The organism is Cellulomonas flavigena DSM 20109, assembly GCF_000092865.1.
Taxonomy (GTDB): Bacteria; Actinomycetota; Actinomycetes; order Actinomycetales; family Cellulomonadaceae; genus Cellulomonas; species Cellulomonas flavigena.
Map to the genome: position 1 here is coordinate 2,061,779 of NC_014151.1, position 17,340 is coordinate 2,079,118.

General features: G+C 76.0%; 18 protein-coding genes and 1 riboswitch. Of the genes, 17 read left to right on the forward strand and 1 reads right to left on the reverse strand.

Going from position 1 to position 17,340, the window contains the following annotated elements; all coding sequences use genetic code 11:
- Positions 1–294: 294 nt before the first annotated feature.
- From CFLA_RS19735 to CFLA_RS09435, 17 genes are all read left to right on the forward strand, one after another.
- Positions 295–1,221 (forward strand): hypothetical protein, encoded by a 927-nt coding sequence (locus CFLA_RS19735; protein ID WP_148234327.1) that lies wholly within the window; start codon positions 295–297, stop codon positions 1,219–1,221.
- A 116-nt stretch (positions 1,222–1,337) separates the two neighbouring features.
- Positions 1,338–1,649 carry an integration host factor, actinobacterial type gene (gene mihF / locus CFLA_RS09360; protein WP_013117080.1) on the forward strand — a complete coding sequence of 104 codons (312 nt, stop codon included), beginning with the start codon at positions 1,338–1,340 and terminating at the stop codon, positions 1,647–1,649.
- Positions 1,650–1,754: 105 nt separating this feature from the next.
- Positions 1,755–2,321, forward strand: a complete 567-nt coding sequence (gene gmk, locus CFLA_RS09365) for a guanylate kinase (RefSeq protein ID WP_013117081.1) — start codon at positions 1,755–1,757, stop codon at positions 2,319–2,321.
- Positions 2,322–2,425: 104 nt separating this feature from the next.
- Positions 2,426–2,692, forward strand: coding sequence for a DNA-directed RNA polymerase subunit omega (rpoZ, locus tag CFLA_RS09370; protein ID WP_013117082.1), 267 nt, complete (start codon positions 2,426–2,428; stop codon positions 2,690–2,692).
- A gap of 11 nt (positions 2,693–2,703) precedes the next feature.
- Positions 2,704–3,954, forward strand: coding sequence for a bifunctional phosphopantothenoylcysteine decarboxylase/phosphopantothenate--cysteine ligase CoaBC (gene coaBC / locus CFLA_RS09375; RefSeq protein WP_013117083.1), 1,251 nt, complete (start codon positions 2,704–2,706; stop codon positions 3,952–3,954).
- Entirely contained in the window at positions 3,951–5,150 is a 1,200-nt protein-coding gene (gene metK, locus CFLA_RS09380) for a methionine adenosyltransferase (RefSeq protein ID WP_013117084.1), read from the forward strand. Before coaBC ends, metK begins: the two co-directional genes overlap by 4 nt.
- Before the next feature lie 67 nt (positions 5,151–5,217).
- A complete protein-coding gene (locus CFLA_RS09385; RefSeq protein ID WP_013117085.1) occupies positions 5,218–7,344 on the forward strand; it encodes a primosomal protein N' in 2,127 nt (708 codons plus the stop codon).
- Between the two features lie 39 nt (positions 7,345–7,383).
- Positions 7,384–8,343 carry a methionyl-tRNA formyltransferase gene (locus CFLA_RS09390; RefSeq protein WP_013117086.1) on the forward strand — a complete coding sequence of 320 codons (960 nt, stop codon included), beginning with the start codon at positions 7,384–7,386 and terminating at the stop codon, positions 8,341–8,343.
- Positions 8,340–9,869 (forward strand): RsmB/NOP family class I SAM-dependent RNA methyltransferase, encoded by a 1,530-nt coding sequence (locus CFLA_RS09395; RefSeq protein ID WP_013117087.1) that lies wholly within the window; start codon positions 8,340–8,342, stop codon positions 9,867–9,869. Before CFLA_RS09390 ends, CFLA_RS09395 begins: the two co-directional genes overlap by 4 nt.
- 50 nt (positions 9,870–9,919) lie before the next feature.
- On the forward strand, positions 9,920–10,591 hold the full coding sequence (rpe, locus tag CFLA_RS09400) for a ribulose-phosphate 3-epimerase (protein WP_052302825.1): 672 nt from the start codon (positions 9,920–9,922) through the stop codon (positions 10,589–10,591).
- A gap of 64 nt (positions 10,592–10,655) precedes the next feature.
- A riboswitch (FMN riboswitch) is annotated at positions 10,656–10,789 on the forward strand.
- An 84-nt stretch (positions 10,790–10,873) separates the two neighbouring features.
- The gene (gene ribD / locus CFLA_RS09405; RefSeq protein ID WP_013117089.1) at positions 10,874–12,034 is read left to right on the forward strand and encodes a bifunctional diaminohydroxyphosphoribosylaminopyrimidine deaminase/5-amino-6-(5-phosphoribosylamino)uracil reductase RibD; all 1,161 of its coding nucleotides are present in this window, start codon (positions 10,874–10,876) and stop codon (positions 12,032–12,034) included.
- On the forward strand, positions 12,034–12,648 hold the full coding sequence (locus CFLA_RS09410) for a riboflavin synthase (RefSeq protein ID WP_013117090.1): 615 nt from the start codon (positions 12,034–12,036) through the stop codon (positions 12,646–12,648). Before ribD ends, CFLA_RS09410 begins: the two co-directional genes overlap by 1 nt.
- Entirely contained in the window at positions 12,645–14,024 is a 1,380-nt protein-coding gene (locus CFLA_RS09415) for a bifunctional 3,4-dihydroxy-2-butanone-4-phosphate synthase/GTP cyclohydrolase II (protein ID WP_013117091.1), read from the forward strand. The genes CFLA_RS09410 and CFLA_RS09415 overlap by 4 nt, the downstream gene beginning before the upstream one ends.
- The gene (gene ribH / locus CFLA_RS09420; protein WP_013117092.1) at positions 14,021–14,494 is read left to right on the forward strand and encodes a 6,7-dimethyl-8-ribityllumazine synthase; all 474 of its coding nucleotides are present in this window, start codon (positions 14,021–14,023) and stop codon (positions 14,492–14,494) included. Before CFLA_RS09415 ends, ribH begins: the two co-directional genes overlap by 4 nt.
- A 47-nt stretch (positions 14,495–14,541) precedes the next feature.
- A complete protein-coding gene (locus CFLA_RS09425) occupies positions 14,542–14,805 on the forward strand; it encodes a phosphoribosyl-ATP diphosphatase (protein ID WP_013117093.1) in 264 nt (87 codons plus the stop codon).
- A gap of 52 nt (positions 14,806–14,857) precedes the next feature.
- Positions 14,858–15,706, forward strand: coding sequence for an ATP phosphoribosyltransferase (gene hisG, locus CFLA_RS09430; RefSeq protein WP_013117094.1), 849 nt, complete (start codon positions 14,858–14,860; stop codon positions 15,704–15,706).
- 2 nt (positions 15,707–15,708) lie between these two features.
- Positions 15,709–16,143: a PH domain-containing protein gene (locus CFLA_RS09435; RefSeq protein ID WP_013117095.1), complete on the forward strand. Its 435-nt coding sequence runs from the start codon at positions 15,709–15,711 to the stop codon at positions 16,141–16,143.
- 20 nt (positions 16,144–16,163) lie between these two features.
- Here the strand turns inward: CFLA_RS09435 and CFLA_RS09440 are convergent, their stop codons facing one another.
- Positions 16,164–17,327, reverse strand: a complete 1,164-nt coding sequence (locus CFLA_RS09440; protein ID WP_013117096.1) for a DUF3866 family protein — start codon at positions 17,325–17,327, stop codon at positions 16,164–16,166.
- Between the last annotated feature and the right edge of the window lie 13 nt (positions 17,328–17,340).

Sequence of the window (17,340 nt, forward strand, 5' to 3'; positions counted from 1 at the left end):
AAGGCCGCGGTGACGGAGCACGTCACCGCGGCCTTCCGCGTGCGTCCGCACGGGACGCACCGGTCGGTTCCGGCCGACGGCGCGGCAGGTGGATGTGGCGGGTGGGCGCGGCGGGTGGGCGCGGCGGGTGGGCGCGGCGGGCGACCCCTCCGGTGTGATGCCGTCGTGCGTGATAACGGAACCTAGCGCCTTGACGGCGCAGCCGACCGGGAGGAACGCCGCCTGACGGCGGCAGGCCACGACGACACACCGCCTCGGTCTCGGGCCGTCGCCCCCTGTCGCTAGGGTGCCCGCGTGGCGAGGGACATGACCGTGGGGGAGGCGGTGGGTCGGTGCCTGACGACTCTGGGGGACCGGCACCCGGGAACGGCGCGGGCCTACCGGTGGGCACTGACGGACCTCGCACGGTCCGTCGGGGACGACCCGCTCGACGACGTCCTCGGCGGTCCGGTGCTCGCTCTGTGGCTGGTGTCACCCACCGGGTCGGGGCGTGAGCCGTCGGCCGCGTCCGTGCGGCAGCGCGCCACGGCGGCGCGCAGCCTCGTGCGCTTCGCGTTGGAGAGCCGGCTCCTCGGCGCCGCGACGGCGGACACGGCGCTGGCAGCGCTGCAGCGCCCCGCGACACCGCCGGTCGCGCGTGACACGGCCCCGGCCCGACTCCTGCTCGCACGGGCGGCCGGGCGTCGCCCGCACGGCGTGTCGTGGCCGGTGTGGGTGCGGTTCCGCGCCCACGTCCTCGTGCTGGCGGACACCGGCGTCACCGAGCGCCACCTCGGACGAGCGCTCCTGACCGACCTCGCGGACGACCGGACGACCCTGCGGCTCGACGACGTCACGCACCGGCTGGGGGACGCCACCCGGCACGCGCTCACGTCGTGGTTGACGGTGCGCCAGGATCTCGTCGCGACGCTCCAGGGCAGCCCGCCACCGCAGCTCTGGGTGCGTGCTCACCCCTCGGTGCACCCGCGGACCGGGGCGGTCGCGGCCGTCGGCATGCCCATCACCGCCCGGGGCCTGCGCAAGGCCTTCTCCGACGTGGTCGTGGCGCTGGTGGACGGTGACCCGCGGCTCGCGAGCTGCACGGTGGCGCACGTCCGGGCGCTCGCGCCGGGCACGCAGGAGGGGCGTACCGTCCCCTCGCCGCGCGCGCGCACCGAGCCGTCCCGAACGTCACCCGGAGGGGCGGAGGAAGCGGGCCGCGGGCGTCGGCGCAGGTCCTGAGCGCGACACGCGGACACGCCCGCGTTGCCGAGCGGCACTCCCGTCGCTAGTTTCGTCCTCAGATCCCGCGCATCGGCGACAAGGATCTCCGGCCCAGTGACGAGAAGGTGAAGCGCGTGGCTCTTCCTCCGCTGACTCCCGAACAACGAGCCGCTGCGCTCGAGAAGGCTGCCGCGGCGCGGCAGGCCCGTGCCGAGGTGAAGAACCGCCTCAAGTACTCGCAGGGCTCCCTGTCCGAGGTGATCGAGCAGGGACAGCAGGACGAGACGATCGGCAAGCTCAAGGTCGCCGCCCTGCTGGAGTCCCTTCCCGGTGTGGGGAAGGTCAAGGCCCGTGCGATCATGTCCGAGATCGGCATCTCGGAGACGCGCCGGGTGCGTGGCCTCGGCCCGCACCAGGTCAAGGCGCTCGTCGACCGGTTCGGCTGAGCGTCCTGTGAGCCCACGGCGCCCCACCCGGACCGGGTGGGGCGCCGTTCGCGTGTCCGGGGCACCCGGACGTCACTTCTGCGGACCTGGAGCGGTGCACGACCCATGACCACCACGCCGGCACGGCTCACCGTGCTCGCCGGACCGACAGCCGTGGGCAAGGGGACGGTCTCGGCCGACATCCGTGCTCGTTACCCGCAGGTCTGGCTGTCGGTCTCCATGACGACCCGCGAGCCGCGCCCGGGTGAGGTCGACGGCCTCCACTACCACTTCGTCTCGTCCGAGCGGTTCGACGAGATGGCCGAGCGCGGCGAGCTGCTGGAGTGGGCTGTCGTGCACGGGCGCAACCGGTACGGCACGCCCCGGGGTCCGGTGCTGGAGCGGCTGGGCTCCGGCGAGCCGGCGCTGTTGGAGATCGACCTGCAGGGCGCCCGGCAGGTGCGCGAGTCGATGCCCGACGCACGCTTCGTGTTCCTCGCTCCGCCGTCCTGGGAGGAGCTGGTCCGACGGCTCGTCGGACGGGGGACCGAGGGCGAGGAGGAGCGCGAGCGGCGCCTGGCGACCGCTCGTGTCGAGCTCGCGGCCGAGTCGGAGTTCGACCACGTCGTCGTGAACGACGACGTGCACCGGGCGACGGACGAGATCGTCCGTCTGATGGGCGTCGACACCTGACGCCCGCGCGCGGCTTCTCGCGCGCGACCGGGTAGGATGGGCCGTTGCGCCGCGCTCCGGCGCCTGCGCACCCGCACCACTCTCCGACAGGACGGGAGTCCTCCGTGTCCGGAACCGTTGCCGCCCCCACGGGCATCACCGACCCGCCGATCGACCGCCTCCTCGAGCGCGCCGACTCGAAGTACGCGCTCGTGCTCTTCTCCGCCAAGCGCGCGCGTCAGATCAACGCGTACTACGCGCAGCTCAACGAGGGCCTGCTCGAGTACGTCGGCCCGCTCGTCGAGACGCGCCCGCAGGAGAAGCCGCTGTCGATCGCGATGCGCGAGATCGACGCCGGGCTGCTGACGTCCGAGCAGCTGCCGGAGGCCTGAGCCTCCCCGCCATGCGCATCGTCCTCGGCGTCGCGGGCGGCATCGCCGCCTACAAGGCGATCCTGCTGCTGCGCCTGCTGCGCGAGCAGGGGCACGCGGTCCGTGTCGTGCCGACGCGTGCGTCCCTCGAGTTCGTCGGTCGCGCGACGTGGGAGGCCCTCTCGGGCGAGCCCGTGACGACCGACGTCTTCGACGACGTCGACCAGGTCGCCCACGTCGCCATCGGCAAGAGCGCCGACCTCGTCGTCGTGGCCCCGGCCACGGCGGACCTCCTGGCGCGCGCGGCCGGCGGCCGCGCGGACGACCTGCTGACCGCGACGCTGCTCGTGGCACGGTGCCCGGTCCTGCTGGCGCCCGCGATGCACACCGAGATGTGGGAGCACCCGGCGACGACCGCGAACGTGGCGACGCTCCGCGCACGGGGTGTGCACGTGCTCGACCCGGCCGTGGGCCGACTCACCGGGCACGACTCGGGCGCCGGGCGGCTACCGGAGCCCGACGACATCGCCGCCGCCGCGCTCGCGCTCGTCGCGACGGGCGCACGTGCCGACCTGGCCGGGCGGCGGGTCGTCGTCTCTGCGGGGGGCACCCGCGAGCCGCTCGACCCCGTGCGGTTCCTGGGCAACAGGTCGACGGGACGGCAGGGCGTGGCGCTCGCGCGGGCCGCGGCGGAGCGGGGCGCACAGGTGACCCTCGTGGCCGCGAGCGTGGCCACCGACGTGCTGGCCGGGCTCCCGGTGGGGGTCGACGTCGTGCCCGTCGAGACCGGTGCAGAGCTCCGCACCGCGGTGCGCACCGCGGCGAGCGACGCAGACGTCGTCGTCATGGCGGCTGCCGTCGCGGACTACCGCCCGCAGAGCGCCGCCGACGCCAAGCTCAAGAAGTCCGGCGGCTCCACGACGCTGACGCTGGTCGAGACGGTGGACGTGCTGCGCGAGCTCGTGACCGACCCGCCGCGGGACGGGCAGGTGGTCGTGGGGTTCGCGGCCGAGACCGGCGACGCGGACGGCGACGTCCTCGACCACGCCCGCGCCAAGGCACGACGCAAGGGTGCCGACCTCCTCGTCGTGAACCCCGTGGGCGCCGGCCGGGGCTTCGGGACGCCAACCAACGAGATCACCGTGCTCGACCGCGCGGGTGACGTCCTCGCGTCGGCCGCCGGCACGAAGCTCGAGGTCGCGCACACCGTGTGGGACCTCGTCGTCCCGGTCGTGGACACGCGTGCCGCAGCACCCGGACACCCCGCTACGCTTCCCGCATGACTGCCGCACCCCTGCGCCTGTTCACTTCGGAGTCCGTGACCGAGGGGCACCCCGACAAGATCTGCGACCAGATCTCGGACGCGATCCTCGACGCGATCCTCGAGCAGGACACGACCGCTCGCGTCGCGGTGGAGACCATGGTCACGACCGGCCTCGTGCACGTCGCCGGCGAGGTGACGACGAGCGCCTACGTGGAGATCCCGCAGATCGTGCGCGAGGTCGTCCGCGGCATCGGCTACACGTCGTCGCACATCGGCTTCGACGGGGACTCGTGCGGCGTCTCCGTCTCCATCGGTCAGCAGTCGCCGGACATCGCGGCGGGCGTCGACAAGGCGATCGAGGTACGGCAGGACGACCGCGATCTCGACCCGCTGGACCTGCAGGGTGCCGGCGACCAGGGCCTGATGTTCGGCTACGCGAGCGACGAGACGCCGTCGCTGCTCCCGCTCCCCATCTGGCTCGCGCACCGTCTCTCGGAGCGCCTCGCGCAGGTGCGCAAGGACGGCACGCTCGAGGGGCTGCGCCCCGACGGGAAGACCCAGGTCACCGTCGGGTACGACGGTGACGTCCCCGTCTCGCTCGACACCGTGGTGCTCTCCACGCAGCACGAGCCCAACGTCTCGGAGGCGGCGCTCTCCGCGCAGGTCGCCGAGCTGGTCGTCGCACCGGTCCTCGCCGACGTCGGCATCGACACGTCCGGTCACCGGCTCCTGGTGAACCCCACCGGCCAGTTCGTCATCGGCGGTCCGCAGGGCGACGCGGGGCTCACGGGCCGCAAGATCATCGTCGACACCTACGGCGGCATGGCGCGCCACGGCGGCGGCGCGTTCTCGGGGAAGGACCCGTCGAAGGTCGACCGCTCGGCCGCCTACGCGATGCGCTGGGTCGCCAAGAACGTCGTCGCGGCCGGCCTCGCGCGCCGCTGCGAGGTCCAGGTGGCCTACGCCATCGGCAAGGCGCACCCCGTCGGCCTGTACGTCGAGACGTTCGGCACCGGCACGGTGCCCGACGTCGTCCTCACCGACGCGATCCGCCAGGTCTTCGACCTGCGCCCGGCCGCGATCATCCGTGATCTCGACCTCCTGCGACCCGTCTACCGACGCACCGCGGCCTACGGGCACTTCGGGCGCGAGCTGCCGGAGTTCACGTGGGAGCGCACCGACCGCACCGCGGACCTGCTGTCGGCGGTGGGCTGACCCACGTCGTCCGGACACGCCGGTCGGCCACGCACCACGCGAGGACGGCCGGCGTCGACGTGGTGGGATGGGCCCCGTGACCGGCGCGCACCCTCCCGAGCAGCCCGCGCTGGCGGGTCTCGAGGTGCCCGCGGTGCGCCGTCGCCGAGCCGCCGCCCCCTCGGGCCCGGCAGCGACGGCGCCCGTCGCACGCGTGTGCGTCGACCTCGCCCCACCCCATCTCGACCGGCCCTTCGAGTACCTCGTCCCGGCGGACCTCGACACGTCCGCGCGCCCCGGTGTGCGGGTCAAGGTGCGCTTCGCGGGGCAGGACGTCGACGGCTGGCTCCTCGAGCGCGTGGACCGGGCGGAGCACGACGGCCGTCTGCTCCCGCTCCGTCGTGTGGTCTCGGACGAGGCGGTCGTCGCCCCGCAGGTGCTCGCCCTCGCACGCGCGGTCGCCGACCGCTGGGCGGGCACCCTCGCAGACGTGCTGCGCCTGGCGGTCCCGCCGCGGCACGCGCGCGTCGAGTCCGAACGGCATCCGGCCGCCGGCACCGACGCCGCTCCGACGCCGGAGACGTCGCCGGTCGACGTCGGGCGCGACGCACCGCCCGCACCCGCCTGGGACGCGTACCGCGGCGGGCCCGCGTTCCTGCGGCACGTGCGGTCGGGTGGGGCGCCCCGCGCCGTCTGGACGGCGCTGCCGGGGGCGCCGGACGGCGCGTGGCCCGCGGCACTGGCCCAGGCCGTCGCGGCGTGCGTCGCGGGCAACCGGGGCGCGCTCGTCGTGGTGCCCGACGGCCGCGACGTCGACCGCGTCTGCCGCGCGCTGGCCGCACTCGGGCTGCGGGACGCCGCCGACGGTGGCACGGTCGCCCGGCTCGTCGCCGATGCCGGGGCCGCCGCCCGGTACCGCGCCTTCCTCGCCACGCTGCACGGGCGCGCCCGCGTCGTCGTCGGGACCCGCGCGTCCGCCTTCGCGCCGGTCGCCGACCTCGGGCTGGCGGTCTGCTGGGACGACGGCGACCTGCAGCACGCCGAGCCGCGAGCGCCCTACCCGCACGTACGCGACGTGCTCGCGCTGCGCTCCGAGCTCGAGGGGGCCGCCCTGCTCGTCGGCGGGCACGCGCGCACCGTGGAGGCCCAGCAGCTGGTCGCGACGGGGTGGGCGCACGAGGTCGTCGCGGACCGTGCCACGGTGCGTGCCCGCACGCCGCGCGTCACTGCGCTCACGAGCCTCGAGCTCGCGCGTGAGGGGCCGGCGGCTGCAGCTCGCCTGCCCGCCCCCGCGTGGCGCGCGCTGCGTGACGCGCTGGCGGACGGGCCCGTGCTCGTCCAGGTCCCGCGGGCGGGGTACGTGCCGGTCGTCGCGTGCGTGCGCTGCCGCACTCCCGCGCGGTGCGGCGCGTGCCACGGCCCGCTGGGCCTCACGCGGGGCGACGGACCGCCGTCGTGCGGGTGGTGCGGCCGGCTCGCGACGGACCGGCGCTGTGACGAGTGCGGCGCCACTGGTCTGCGTTCGGTGCGGGTCGGGTCGGAGCGGACCGCCGAGGAGCTGGGGCGGGCGTTCCCCGGGGTCACCGTGCGCGTCTCGGGTGCGCGCGCCGCCGGGGGGGTCCTCGCCGACGTGCCCGACCGGCCCGCACTCGTGGTCGCGACCCCCGGTGCCGAGCCGCACGCGCCGTCCGGCTACGTGGCCGCCGTCCTGCTCGACGCCGCGGTCGCGAGCGCGGGTGAACGCCTCGGCGCGGAGGTCGACGCGCTGCGACGCTGGCTCGCGGCGGCGTCGCTGGTTCGGCCGGCCGGCGACGGCGGCCGCGTCCTGCTCGTCGGCGACGGTGCGGTGCGGCCGACGCAGGCGCTCGTGCGGTGGGACCCGGCCTGGCTCGCGTCGCGGGAGCTCGACGAGCGCGCCGAGCTCCTGCTGCCCCCGACGGTGCGTGTCGCCGCCGTGACCGGCGCGCGCGACGCGGTCGCGGCGCTCGTCGCCCGCGTGGACACCCCGGGCGTGCAGGTGCTGGGCCCGGTGCCGCTGCCCTCGGACGACCAGCGCGGCCGTGCGCTGGACCCGGAGGTGCGCACGTTGCTGCGTGTCCCGCCGGGCGACGGTGCCGCGCTCGCCCGCGCGGTGGCGGCCTCGGCCGCGATCCGCAGCGCCCGGCGTGAGGGCGGCGCCGTGCGCGTCCAGCTCGACCCGGTGGACCTGCTCTGAGGCGCGGGCGGCTGGTGGGCGCGACCTAGGATCGGGGCCATGCGTCTGCTCTTCGCGGGGAGTCCCGCGGCCGCCGTGCCCTCGCTCGAGGCCCTGCTGGGCTCCCGGCACGAGGTGGTGGCCGTCCTGACCCGCCCGGACGCCCGGGTCGGACGTGGCCGGACCCTGCGGCCGTCGGCGGTGGGTGCGGTCGCCCGGGACCACGGGCTGCCGGTACTGACCCCCGGGACGCTGCGCGGCTCCGAGCCGGCCGCGGAGATCGCCGCGCTCGGCGTCGACGCCGCGCCCGTGGTCGCCTACGGCATGCTGGTGCCGGCACCGCTGCTCGGCATGCCGCGCCACGGCTGGGTGAACCTGCACTTCTCGGTCCTGCCCGCCTGGCGGGGCGCCGCCCCGGTGCAGCACGCCCTGATGGCGGGCGACGAGGTCACGGGAGCCTCGACGTTCCGCCTCGAGGAGGGGCTGGACACCGGCCCCGTCTACGGCACGCTCACCGAGACGATCCGCCCGACCGACACGTCAGGTGACCTGCTGGGCCGTCTCGCGACGGCAGGTGCCCAGCTCCTGGTGAGCACGCTCGACGCCCTCGAGGACGGTGCGCTGCACCCCGTCCCGCAGCCTGCCGAGGGCGTGAGCCACGCACCGAAGCTCACCGTGGACGACGCCCGGGTGCGCTGGACGCACCCCGCTCACGTCGTCGACCGGCGCATCCGCGGCTGTACCCCGGCACCGGGCGCCTGGACCACGCTGCCGGACGGCTCGCGCCTCGGGCTGGGTCCGGTGCGGCCCGTGCCCGACGTGACCGACCTCGGCCCCGGCGAGCTGCGTGCCGGCAAGCGGGACGTCCTCGTCGGCGCCGGGACGGGGGCGGTGCGACTCGGTGACGTCACGCCCCCGGGCAAGCGGCCCATGCCTGCGGCCGACTGGGCCCGTGGTGCGCGTCCCGCGCCGGGCACGGTGCTCGGGCACGACGTCCCGACGACGCAGGACGCCCGGTGAGCCGCGACGAGCAGGGCGCGGGCCGCGCCCGGGACGCGCGGCGTGACGCACGTGGACGCCAGCGCGGCGAGGCGCGCGCCCAGGGGCGCGCCGGTCGGACGACCGCGGCACCTGCGCGCCGGGCCCGCACGAGCGACCCGGCGCGGGCGGCGGCGTACGACACGCTGCGTGCCGTCGCGGAGTCCGAGGCCTACGCGAACCTGGTGCTGCCGCCCCTGCTGCGCGAGCGGGGCCTCGCCGGACGTGACGCCGCGTTCGCCACCGAGCTCGCGTACGGGACCCTGCGCCTGCGGGGCCGCTACGACGCCGTTCTCGCGCAGGCGTCGTCACGCCCGCTCGACGAGGTCGACCCGCCCGTGCTCGACGTGCTGCGACTCGGCGCCCACCAGCTGCTCGGCATGCGCGTCCCCGCGCACGCGGCCGTCTCCGAGACCGTCGGGCTCGCCCGCGAGCGCGTGGGGGCGGGGGCGGCGCAGTTCGTCAACGCGGTGCTGCGGCGGGTGGCGGAGCGGCCGCTCGAGGAGTGGCTGACGCGGGTGGCGGACGCAGCCGACCCGGGCGGCGCTGACACGGTGGCGCGGCTCGCGGCGGTGGAGAGCCACCCGGCGTGGGTGGTGCGCGCGCTGCGGGAGTCGCTCGTGGGGTCGGGTCGTCCCGCGGCGGAGCTGGCCGCGGCGCTGGTGGCGGACAACGCGCCGCCGCGGGTGACGTTGGTCGCCCGGCCGGGGCTGGTGTCGTCGCAGGAGCTCGCGGAGCAGTCCGGCGCCGTTCCGGCTGGTCTGGCGCCGACCGCGCTCGTGCTGTCCGGTGGTGACCCGGGGGACGTGCCGGCGGTGCGGGATGGCCTGGCGGGTGTGCAGGACGAGGGGTCGCAGCTGGTGACCCTGGCGTTCGTCGAGGCGGAGGTGGCGGGTCGCGACGAGCGGTGGCTCGACATGTGTGCGGGGCCGGGCGGCAAGGCGGCTCTGCTGGGGGCGCTGGCGGCGCAGCGGGGTGCGCGGCTGGTGGCGAACGAGGTGCAGCCCCACCGGGCGCGGCTCGTGCGGCAGGCGTTGCGTGCGGTGCCCGGCGAGGCGGTCGAGGAGGTCCGTACGGGTGACGCGCGGACGGTGGGGGAGCTGGAGCCGGGTGCGTACGACCGGGTGCTGCTCGACGCGCCGTGCACCGGCCTGGGCGCGCTGCGGCGGCGTCCGGAGTCGCGGTGGCGGCGCACGCCGGCGGACCTGGCGACGTTGGCGGCGCTGCAGCGTGAGCTGCTCGCGTCGGCGGTGGCGGCGGTACGGCCCGGGGGAGTGGTGGGGTACGTGACGTGCTCGCCGCACCTTGCGGAGACGCAGCTCGTGGTGCTCGACGCGGTGCGGGCGGCGGCGCGTGCGGGCACCCCGGTGGCGGTGGTGGACGCCGCGCCGGTGATGGCTAGGGTCGCTCCCGCGTGGGAGCCGGTGCCCGGCCGGCAGGACGTGCAGCTGTGGCCGCACGTGCACGGCACGGACGCGATGCACCTCACGCTGCTGCGCCGGTCGTGACCGGGGCCGACGTGACGCGGGGGGGCGGTGCCCTCGGTACCGTGGGCGCCGTGGCTCCCGTGCTGATCAACCCGAGCATCCTTTCGGCCGACTTCGCGAACCTCGAGCGCGACCTGCAGCTGGTCGCGTCGGCGGACTACGTGCACGTCGACGTGATGGACCAGCACTTCGTGCCGAATCTCACGCTCGGCCTGCCGGTCGTGCGCCGGCTGGCGGAGGTGACCCCCGTGCCGCTGGACGTGCACCTCATGGTGGAGGACGCCGACCGGTGGGCCCCGCAGTACGCGGAGGCGGGTGCGGCGTCGGTGACGTTCCACGCGGAGGCGACGCAGGCCCCGGTGCGGTTGGCGCGCGAGCTGCGCGCCGGCGGCGTGCGGGCGGCGGTCGCGCTGCGGCCGGCGTCACCGGTGGAGCCGTTCCTCGACCTGCTGGACGAGGTCGACATGGTGCTCGTCATGACGGTGGAGCCGGGCTTCGGTGGCCAGGCGTTCATCGAGGGGACGTTGGCGAAGGTGCGGCGTGCGCGTGCGGCGATCGACGCGAGCGGCGCGGCCACGTGGGTGCAGGTCGACGGCGGGGTGTCGCGCGACACGATCGGCCGGATCGCGCGTGCGGGGGCCAACGTCTTCGTCGCGGGCTCGGCGGTGTTCGGCGCGGACGACGTCGCGCAGGAGGTCGAGGCGCTGCGTCGGCTGGCGGAGCACCCGACTTCCGAGGCCTGACGTCCGTGGTGCGGACGATGCGCCGGTGCGGAATGCGACGTGTGGCAGGATCGTTGACGAACACACACGTGCTCCGGGGTCGGTGAAAGTCCGAGCCGGCGGTGACAGTCCGCGACCCGTGAGCCCCGCGAGGGGTGAGCGGTTGACCTGGTGGAACTCCAGGACCGACGGTGAAAGTCCGGATGGGAGGAGACGCGTGCGCGGTGCGCCCCTGGCGTACCGCGACGAGCGGCGTGCCGCCCGTGCGACCCCGGAGCCCTGAGGCGACGGAGGTGCAGGGCGATGTCCGCGACGACGAGCACGACGCGCGCGACCGACGATCCCGTGGACGCCACGTCGCCCCGCTGCGCCGGCTCCGCTGTCGCCGAGCACGAGGACGCCGCCCACGAGCTCGCGGCCATGCGGCACGCCTTCGGGCTCGCCGAGCAGGGTCCGCTCGGGCCGAACCCGCGTGTCGGGTGCGTCCTGCTCGACCGCGCCGGCGCCGTCGTCGGCGAGGGATGGCACCGTGGTGCCGGCACGCCGCACGCCGAGGTCGCCGCGCTGGCCGACGCCCGCGAGCGCGGTGCCGACGTGCGCGGCGCCACAGCGGTGGTGACGCTGGAGCCGTGCGACCACACGGGGCGCACGGGGCCGTGCTCGGTGGCGCTGCTGCAGGCGGGCGTGGGCCGCGTGGTGGTGTCGGTGCAGGACCCGAACCCGGTGGCCGCCGGGGGTGCGCAGCGGCTGCGCGCGGCGGGTGTCGACGTGGTGACGGGGGTGCTGGCCGACGAGGGCACGCGCACCCTGGGCGCGTGGCTGCCTGCGGTGCGGCGCGGGCGGCCGTTCGTCACGCTCAAGCTGGCGGCGTCGCTGGACGGGCGGGCCGCAGCCGCGGACGGGTCGAGCCGCTGGATCACGTCGGACGTGGCGCGCCGCCATGCGCACGGCCTGCGGGCGGAGGTCGGCGCGATCGTCGTCGGGACCGGGACCGCGCTGGTCGACGACCCGTCGCTCACCGCGCGCACGGGCGACGGGTCGCTGGTGGAGCACCAGCCCCTGCGCGTCGTCGTGGGGCACCGCGAGGTGCCCGCGGGTGCGCGCCTGCGCGGTCCGGGCGGGGAGCTGGTGCAGGTGCGCACGCACGACCCGGCGGTCGTCCTGGCCGCGTTGCACGAGCGCGAGGTGCGCCACGTGCTGGTCGAGGGCGGGCCGACGCTCGCGGCGGCGTTCCTGGCGGCCGGTCTGGTCGACGAGGTGCACGCGTACGTCGCGCCCGTCCTGCTGGGCGCCGGGCGGGCGGCCGTGGGGGACCTGGGGGTCGCGACGATCGCCGACGCGCTGCGCCTGACCCCCGTCGACGTCGTCCCGCTGGGACCCGACGTGCTCGTCGTCGCGACCCCGCACCACGACCCGCCGCCGGGTGCGGCCCGGACTGCCACGTCCACCGAGGAGGAGCACTGATGTTCACCGGGATCGTCGAGGAGATGGGGACGGTCGTCGCCCTCGTGCCGGGGGTCGGCGACGAGGCGGACGCGCGGCTGCAGGTGCGCGGGCCGCTCGTGACGTCCGACGCGCGGCTCGGCGACTCGATCGCGGTGAGCGGCGTGTGCCTGACGGTGGCCGAGCTGCCGGGGGACGGCACGTTCGTCGCGGACGTCATGCCTGAGACGCTGCGCCGCTCGGCGCTGGGCGAGCTACGCGAGGGCGACGCGGTCAACCTCGAGCGTGCGCTGGCCGTCGGGGGCCGGTACGGCGGGCATGTCGTGCAGGGGCACGTCGACGGCGTCGGTGTGGTGCGCGCGCGCCGGCCCGGGCCTCGCTGGGACGACGTGGAGATCGGCCTGGACCCGGCGCTCGCCCGGTACGTGGCGGAGAAGGGCTCGATCACGGTGCAGGGGGTGTCCCTGACGGTGACGCACGTGAGCGACGACGCGTTCGGCGTGTCGCTCATCCCGACGACGCTGGAGGTCACGACCCTCGGGTCGCTGGCGCCCGGTGCGCGGGTCAACCTGGAGGTGGACGTGCTGGCGAAGTACACGGAGCGGCTGCTCGCGGCGTCGGGGGTGGCCCGGTGAGCGGCGCGACGGACCAGGACGTGCGCCTCGGCACGGTCGAGGACGCGCTCGAGGCGCTGCGCGCGGGGCGGCCCGTCATCGTCGCGGACTCGCAGGACCGGGAGGACGAGGCCGACGTGGTGCTCGCCGCGCAGTCCGCGACGCCCGAGTGGGTGGCCTGGACGATCCGGCACTCGTCGGGCTACCTGTGCGCGCCCATGCCGGCGGAGCGTGCCGACGCGCTCGACCTGCCGCTGATGGTGCCGCACAGCCAGGACCCGCGGCGCACCGCCTACACGGTGACGGTCGACGCGACGACGGGTGTGTCGACGGGCATCTCCGCGGCGGACCGCACGCGCACGCTGCACGTGCTGGCGGACCCAGGTGCCGGGCGCAACGACCTCATCCGCCCGGGGCACGTGCTGCCGCTGCGTGCCGTGCCCGGCGGTGTGCTGCACCGGGCCGGGCACACCGAGGCCGCGGTCGACCTGTGCCGCCTGGCCGGGCTGGAGCCCGTCGCGGGCATCGCCGAGCTCGTCCGTGACGACGGCCAGATGGTCCGCCTACCGGAGGCGTCCCGCCTCGCCGAGGACGCCGGGCTCGTGCTGCTCACGATCGCGGACCTGCGCGCGTGGCGCGCCCAGCACGACCCCGTTGAGCCGGTCGCGTCGGCCGCCGCGGTCGCGCCGCGCGTGCACGCCACGCACACCGCCCACCTGCCGACCCGGCACGGCGACTTCCGCATCCACGGGTTCCGCGACCTGCGCACCGGCGACGAGCACGTCGCCCTGGTGTCCACGTCCGGGCTGGCGGAGGTGCCGGCGGTCCGGGTGCACTCCGAGTGCCTCACCGGCGACGCGTTCGGCTCGGCCCGCTGCGACTGCGGCCCGCAGCTCGACGCCGCCCTGGAGATCACCGCGGCCGAGGGCGGCGCCGTGGTCTACCTGCGCGGGCACGAGGGCCGGGGTATCGGCCTGCTCGCGAAGGTCGCCGCCTACGCGCTGCAGGACGACGGGCGCGACACCGTCGAGGCGAACGTCGACCTGGGCTGGCCCGCGGACCGACGCGAGTACGGTGCCGCCGCGGCGATCCTCGCCGAGCTCGGTGTGCGGCGCGTGGAGCTGCTGACGAACAACCCGGCCAAGGTCGCCGGCCTGCGCGCGCACGGCATCGACGTCGCGCAGGTCCGCGGCCTGGAGGTGGGCCGCACGCCGCACAACGAGGCGTACCTGCGCACCAAGGCCACGAGCATGGGCCACGCCCTGCACCTCGACGAGCCGGACGGTGCGCCGCAGCTCGCACCGGCCGTGCACGTCGACCCCGTCCTCGCCGGTCCTGCACCCGCAGGCGCCGACACCACCGACCACTTGTTCGACCCTCTGGAGGAGCTGGCATGAGCGGCGCAGGCGCACCCACCCTGGACCTGGACGGCCGCGGCCTGCGGGTCGTCGTCGTGGCCGCGAGCTGGCACACCACCGTCATGGACGGCCTGGTCGCCGGTGCGCGCCGCGCCCTGGCCGAGGCGGGTGTCGAGGACGTCACCGTCGTGCGCGTGCCGGGCTCGTTCGAGCTGCCCGTCGCCGCCCAGCGCGCCGCCGGCACGGCCGACGCGGTCGTCGCCCTCGGTGTCGTCATCCGCGGCGGCACCCCGCACTTCGACTACGTGTGCCAGGCCGCCACGTGGGGCCTGACCGAGGTCGGCCTGCGCACCGGCGTGCCCGTCGGGTTCGGCGTGCTCACGTGCGACGACGAGCAGCAGGCCCTCGACCGCGCCGGCCTGCCCGGCTCGCACGAGGACAAGGGTGCCGAGGCCGCCCAGGCGGCGGTCGCCACGGCCCTCACGCTGCGCACCCTGGGCGCCGCCTGACGGACGCGTGTGCGTGGCAGGTCGGACGGACGTCTAGGCTCAACGGCGTGAAGTCGTTCGAGGAGCTGTTCGCCGAGCTGTCCCACAAGGCCGCCACACGACCCGCGGGGTCGGGCACCGTCGCCGAGCTCGACGCCGGCGTGCACGCCATCGGCAAGAAGATCGTCGAGGAGGCCGCCGAGGTCTGGATGGCGTCCGAGCACGAGTCCGACGAGCGCGCTGCCGAGGAGATCTCCCAGCTCCTGTACCACCTGCAGGTGCTCATGCTCGCCAAGGGCCTGAGCCTGCAGGACGTGTACACGCACCTGTGACGCGCGCCGCCCACCCCCGCCCCCACCGCACCACCGAACCACCGAGGACACCGTGCTGAGGATCGCCGTCCCCAACAAGGGCTCCCTGTCCGAGCCCGCCTGCGAGATGCTGCGCGAGGCGGGCTACCGCCAACGGCGCGACTCGCGCGAGCTCGTCCTGCCGGACCCGGACAACGACGTCGAGTTCTTCTTCCTGCGTCCGCGCGACGTCGCCGTGTACGTCGGTGCCGGCACGGTCGACGTCGGCATCACCGGCCGTGACCTGCTCATCGACTCCGCGTCGTCGGCCGTCGAGCACCTGCCCCTGGGGTTCGCGCGCTCGACGTTCCGGTTCGCCGGCACCGAGGGCCGGCTGACCGACGCCCGGCAGATCGCAGGCCTGCGCGTCGCCACGTCCTACGCCGAGCTCGTCTCCGCGTACCTGCGCGAGCGCGGCATCGAGCCGGCGGCGGTCGTGCGGCTCGACGGCGCGGTGGAGTCCGCGATCCGCCTCGGTGTGGCGGACGTCATCGCGGACGTCGTGGAGACGGGCACGACGCTGCGCGCCGCGGGCCTGGAGGTCTTCGGGGAGCCGATCCTGCGGTCCGAGGCCGTGCTGGTGCGTCGTGCCGACGTCGACCAGCCGGCTGGGCTCGACGTCCTCACGCGCCGTCTCCAGGGCGTCCTCACGGCGCGTGAGTACGTCCTCATGGACTACGACGTGCCCCTCGAGCTCGTCGAGCAGGCTGTCGCGATCACACCCGGCCTGGAGTCACCCACCGTCTCCCCGCTGCACAACGGCGAGTGGGCCGCCGTGCGGGCGATGGTGCCGCGCAGCCAGACCAACCGCGTCATGGACGCCCTGTACGACGTCGGCGCCCGCGCGATCCTCGTGACGTCGATCCTCGCCTGCCGGATCTGACCGTGGCCGACCCGCTCGACGCGCCGTTCCGGCCGCGGCTCGCGCGCGTCGTCCCGCTGTCGGTGGCCGGGCTGGTCGTGGTGCTCACCGGCGTGCTGGTCGTCGTCATGGACACCCTCGGCTCGCTGGACCGCGTGGGGTTCGTGCTGTTCGCCCTCGCCATCGCGTGGTTCTGCTGGCGTCAGGCGAGCGTCTGCGCCGTGCCCGACGCGACCGGCCTGCGCGTGCGCAACCTGCTCATCACCACGCACGTCACCTGGGCGCAGGTCGTGTCGGTGCGCTTCGGGCAGGGTCGCCCGTGGGTCCAGCTCGACCTGGCCGACGGCGACACGCTCGCCGTGATGGGCGTGCAGCGCGCCGACGGGGCGTACGCCGAGGCCGAGGCGCGCCGCCTGGCCACCCTCGTCGCACGCCGCAGCGCGACCGCTGCCGACTGACCCCGTCGGCTGACCCGCCCCTAGTCACCGGTCGCGGTCACGGCGTACGCGCCGGCCGCCGCGGCGGCCAGGAACGCGGCCGGGTCCGCGTCGAGCCCACGCCCCATCGTCGACAGCCGCACCGGCGTGCCGCGCAGCGCGTCGAGGAGCTCCGTGCCCGCCTCGACCGTCACCGCCCTGTGCCGGCCCGCCGGCGCGGTCAGGGTCGCCGCCTGGGCGGCGACACGGTCCGCGAGCGCCGACCACGCGCCGGGGTCGGGATCGGCCATGAGGTCCCGCGGCGTGCCGGGAAGGTCGGGGGGCAGGGCGGGCACGACGACGTGCGCCGGCGCCAGCGCGACCCGCCCGTACGCGGTCAGGGAGTGGTGCGACACCCCGAGGTGCCGCTCACGCGCGTCGGCGCCGGACACGCGCAGCGACGCGACCGGCAGGCCGCCCAGCACGGCCGCGGCGTTGAGGGCCTCGCCGGCCGCGACGCCGGAGAACCCCCACCGGGTCCCGGTGCCCAGGTTGCCCGGGCCCTGCGCGACGACCACGAGGTCCGCGCCGACGACGTGCCGCGCGGCGAGCAGCCCGGTGTGGACCGTGACCGCCTCGTGGTCCCCGCCGAACGCCTGACCGGTGGTGACGCAGGCGTCGATCCACCCGGCGTCGCGCAGGCCGTCGACCGCGCGGGAGAACCACGCGGGCAGGGCGCCGCCGTCGGTCATGACGTACGCCACCCGCGGCGCGGCGCGGCCCGCGCGTGCGGCAGCGACCCGGGCGCCGGCGACGACGGCGGGCAGCGCCGAGTGCAGGTCCGCGACGACGACGGGAAGTCCTGCGAGGTCGTCCGCGTCGCGCAGCACGGCGTGGTGCGGCGACTCCTGGTCGTCCACCCCGAGCACCATGGCCTGCAGCGGCGTGTACCGCGCCTTCACGAGGTGCCCCGGTCGGGGCAGCGGGTCCGGCACGAGCGCGTCCGTGCGTGCGACGACGAGTGCGTACCCGCCGGTGCCCAGACCTCGCAGCAGCGCGGTCGCGTTCAGCATCACGCGCGCACCCGGCACGAGCTCGCCCACCAGGTGCGGGTAGGACAGCGCACGGACGGTGCCGCCGTCCCCGTCGAGCGCGACCGTCGACTCGCACGCACCGTCCCACCGGGCCCGGCACTCCGTCACCACTCCCGCACGCCACGCGATCACGCGCACACGCTAC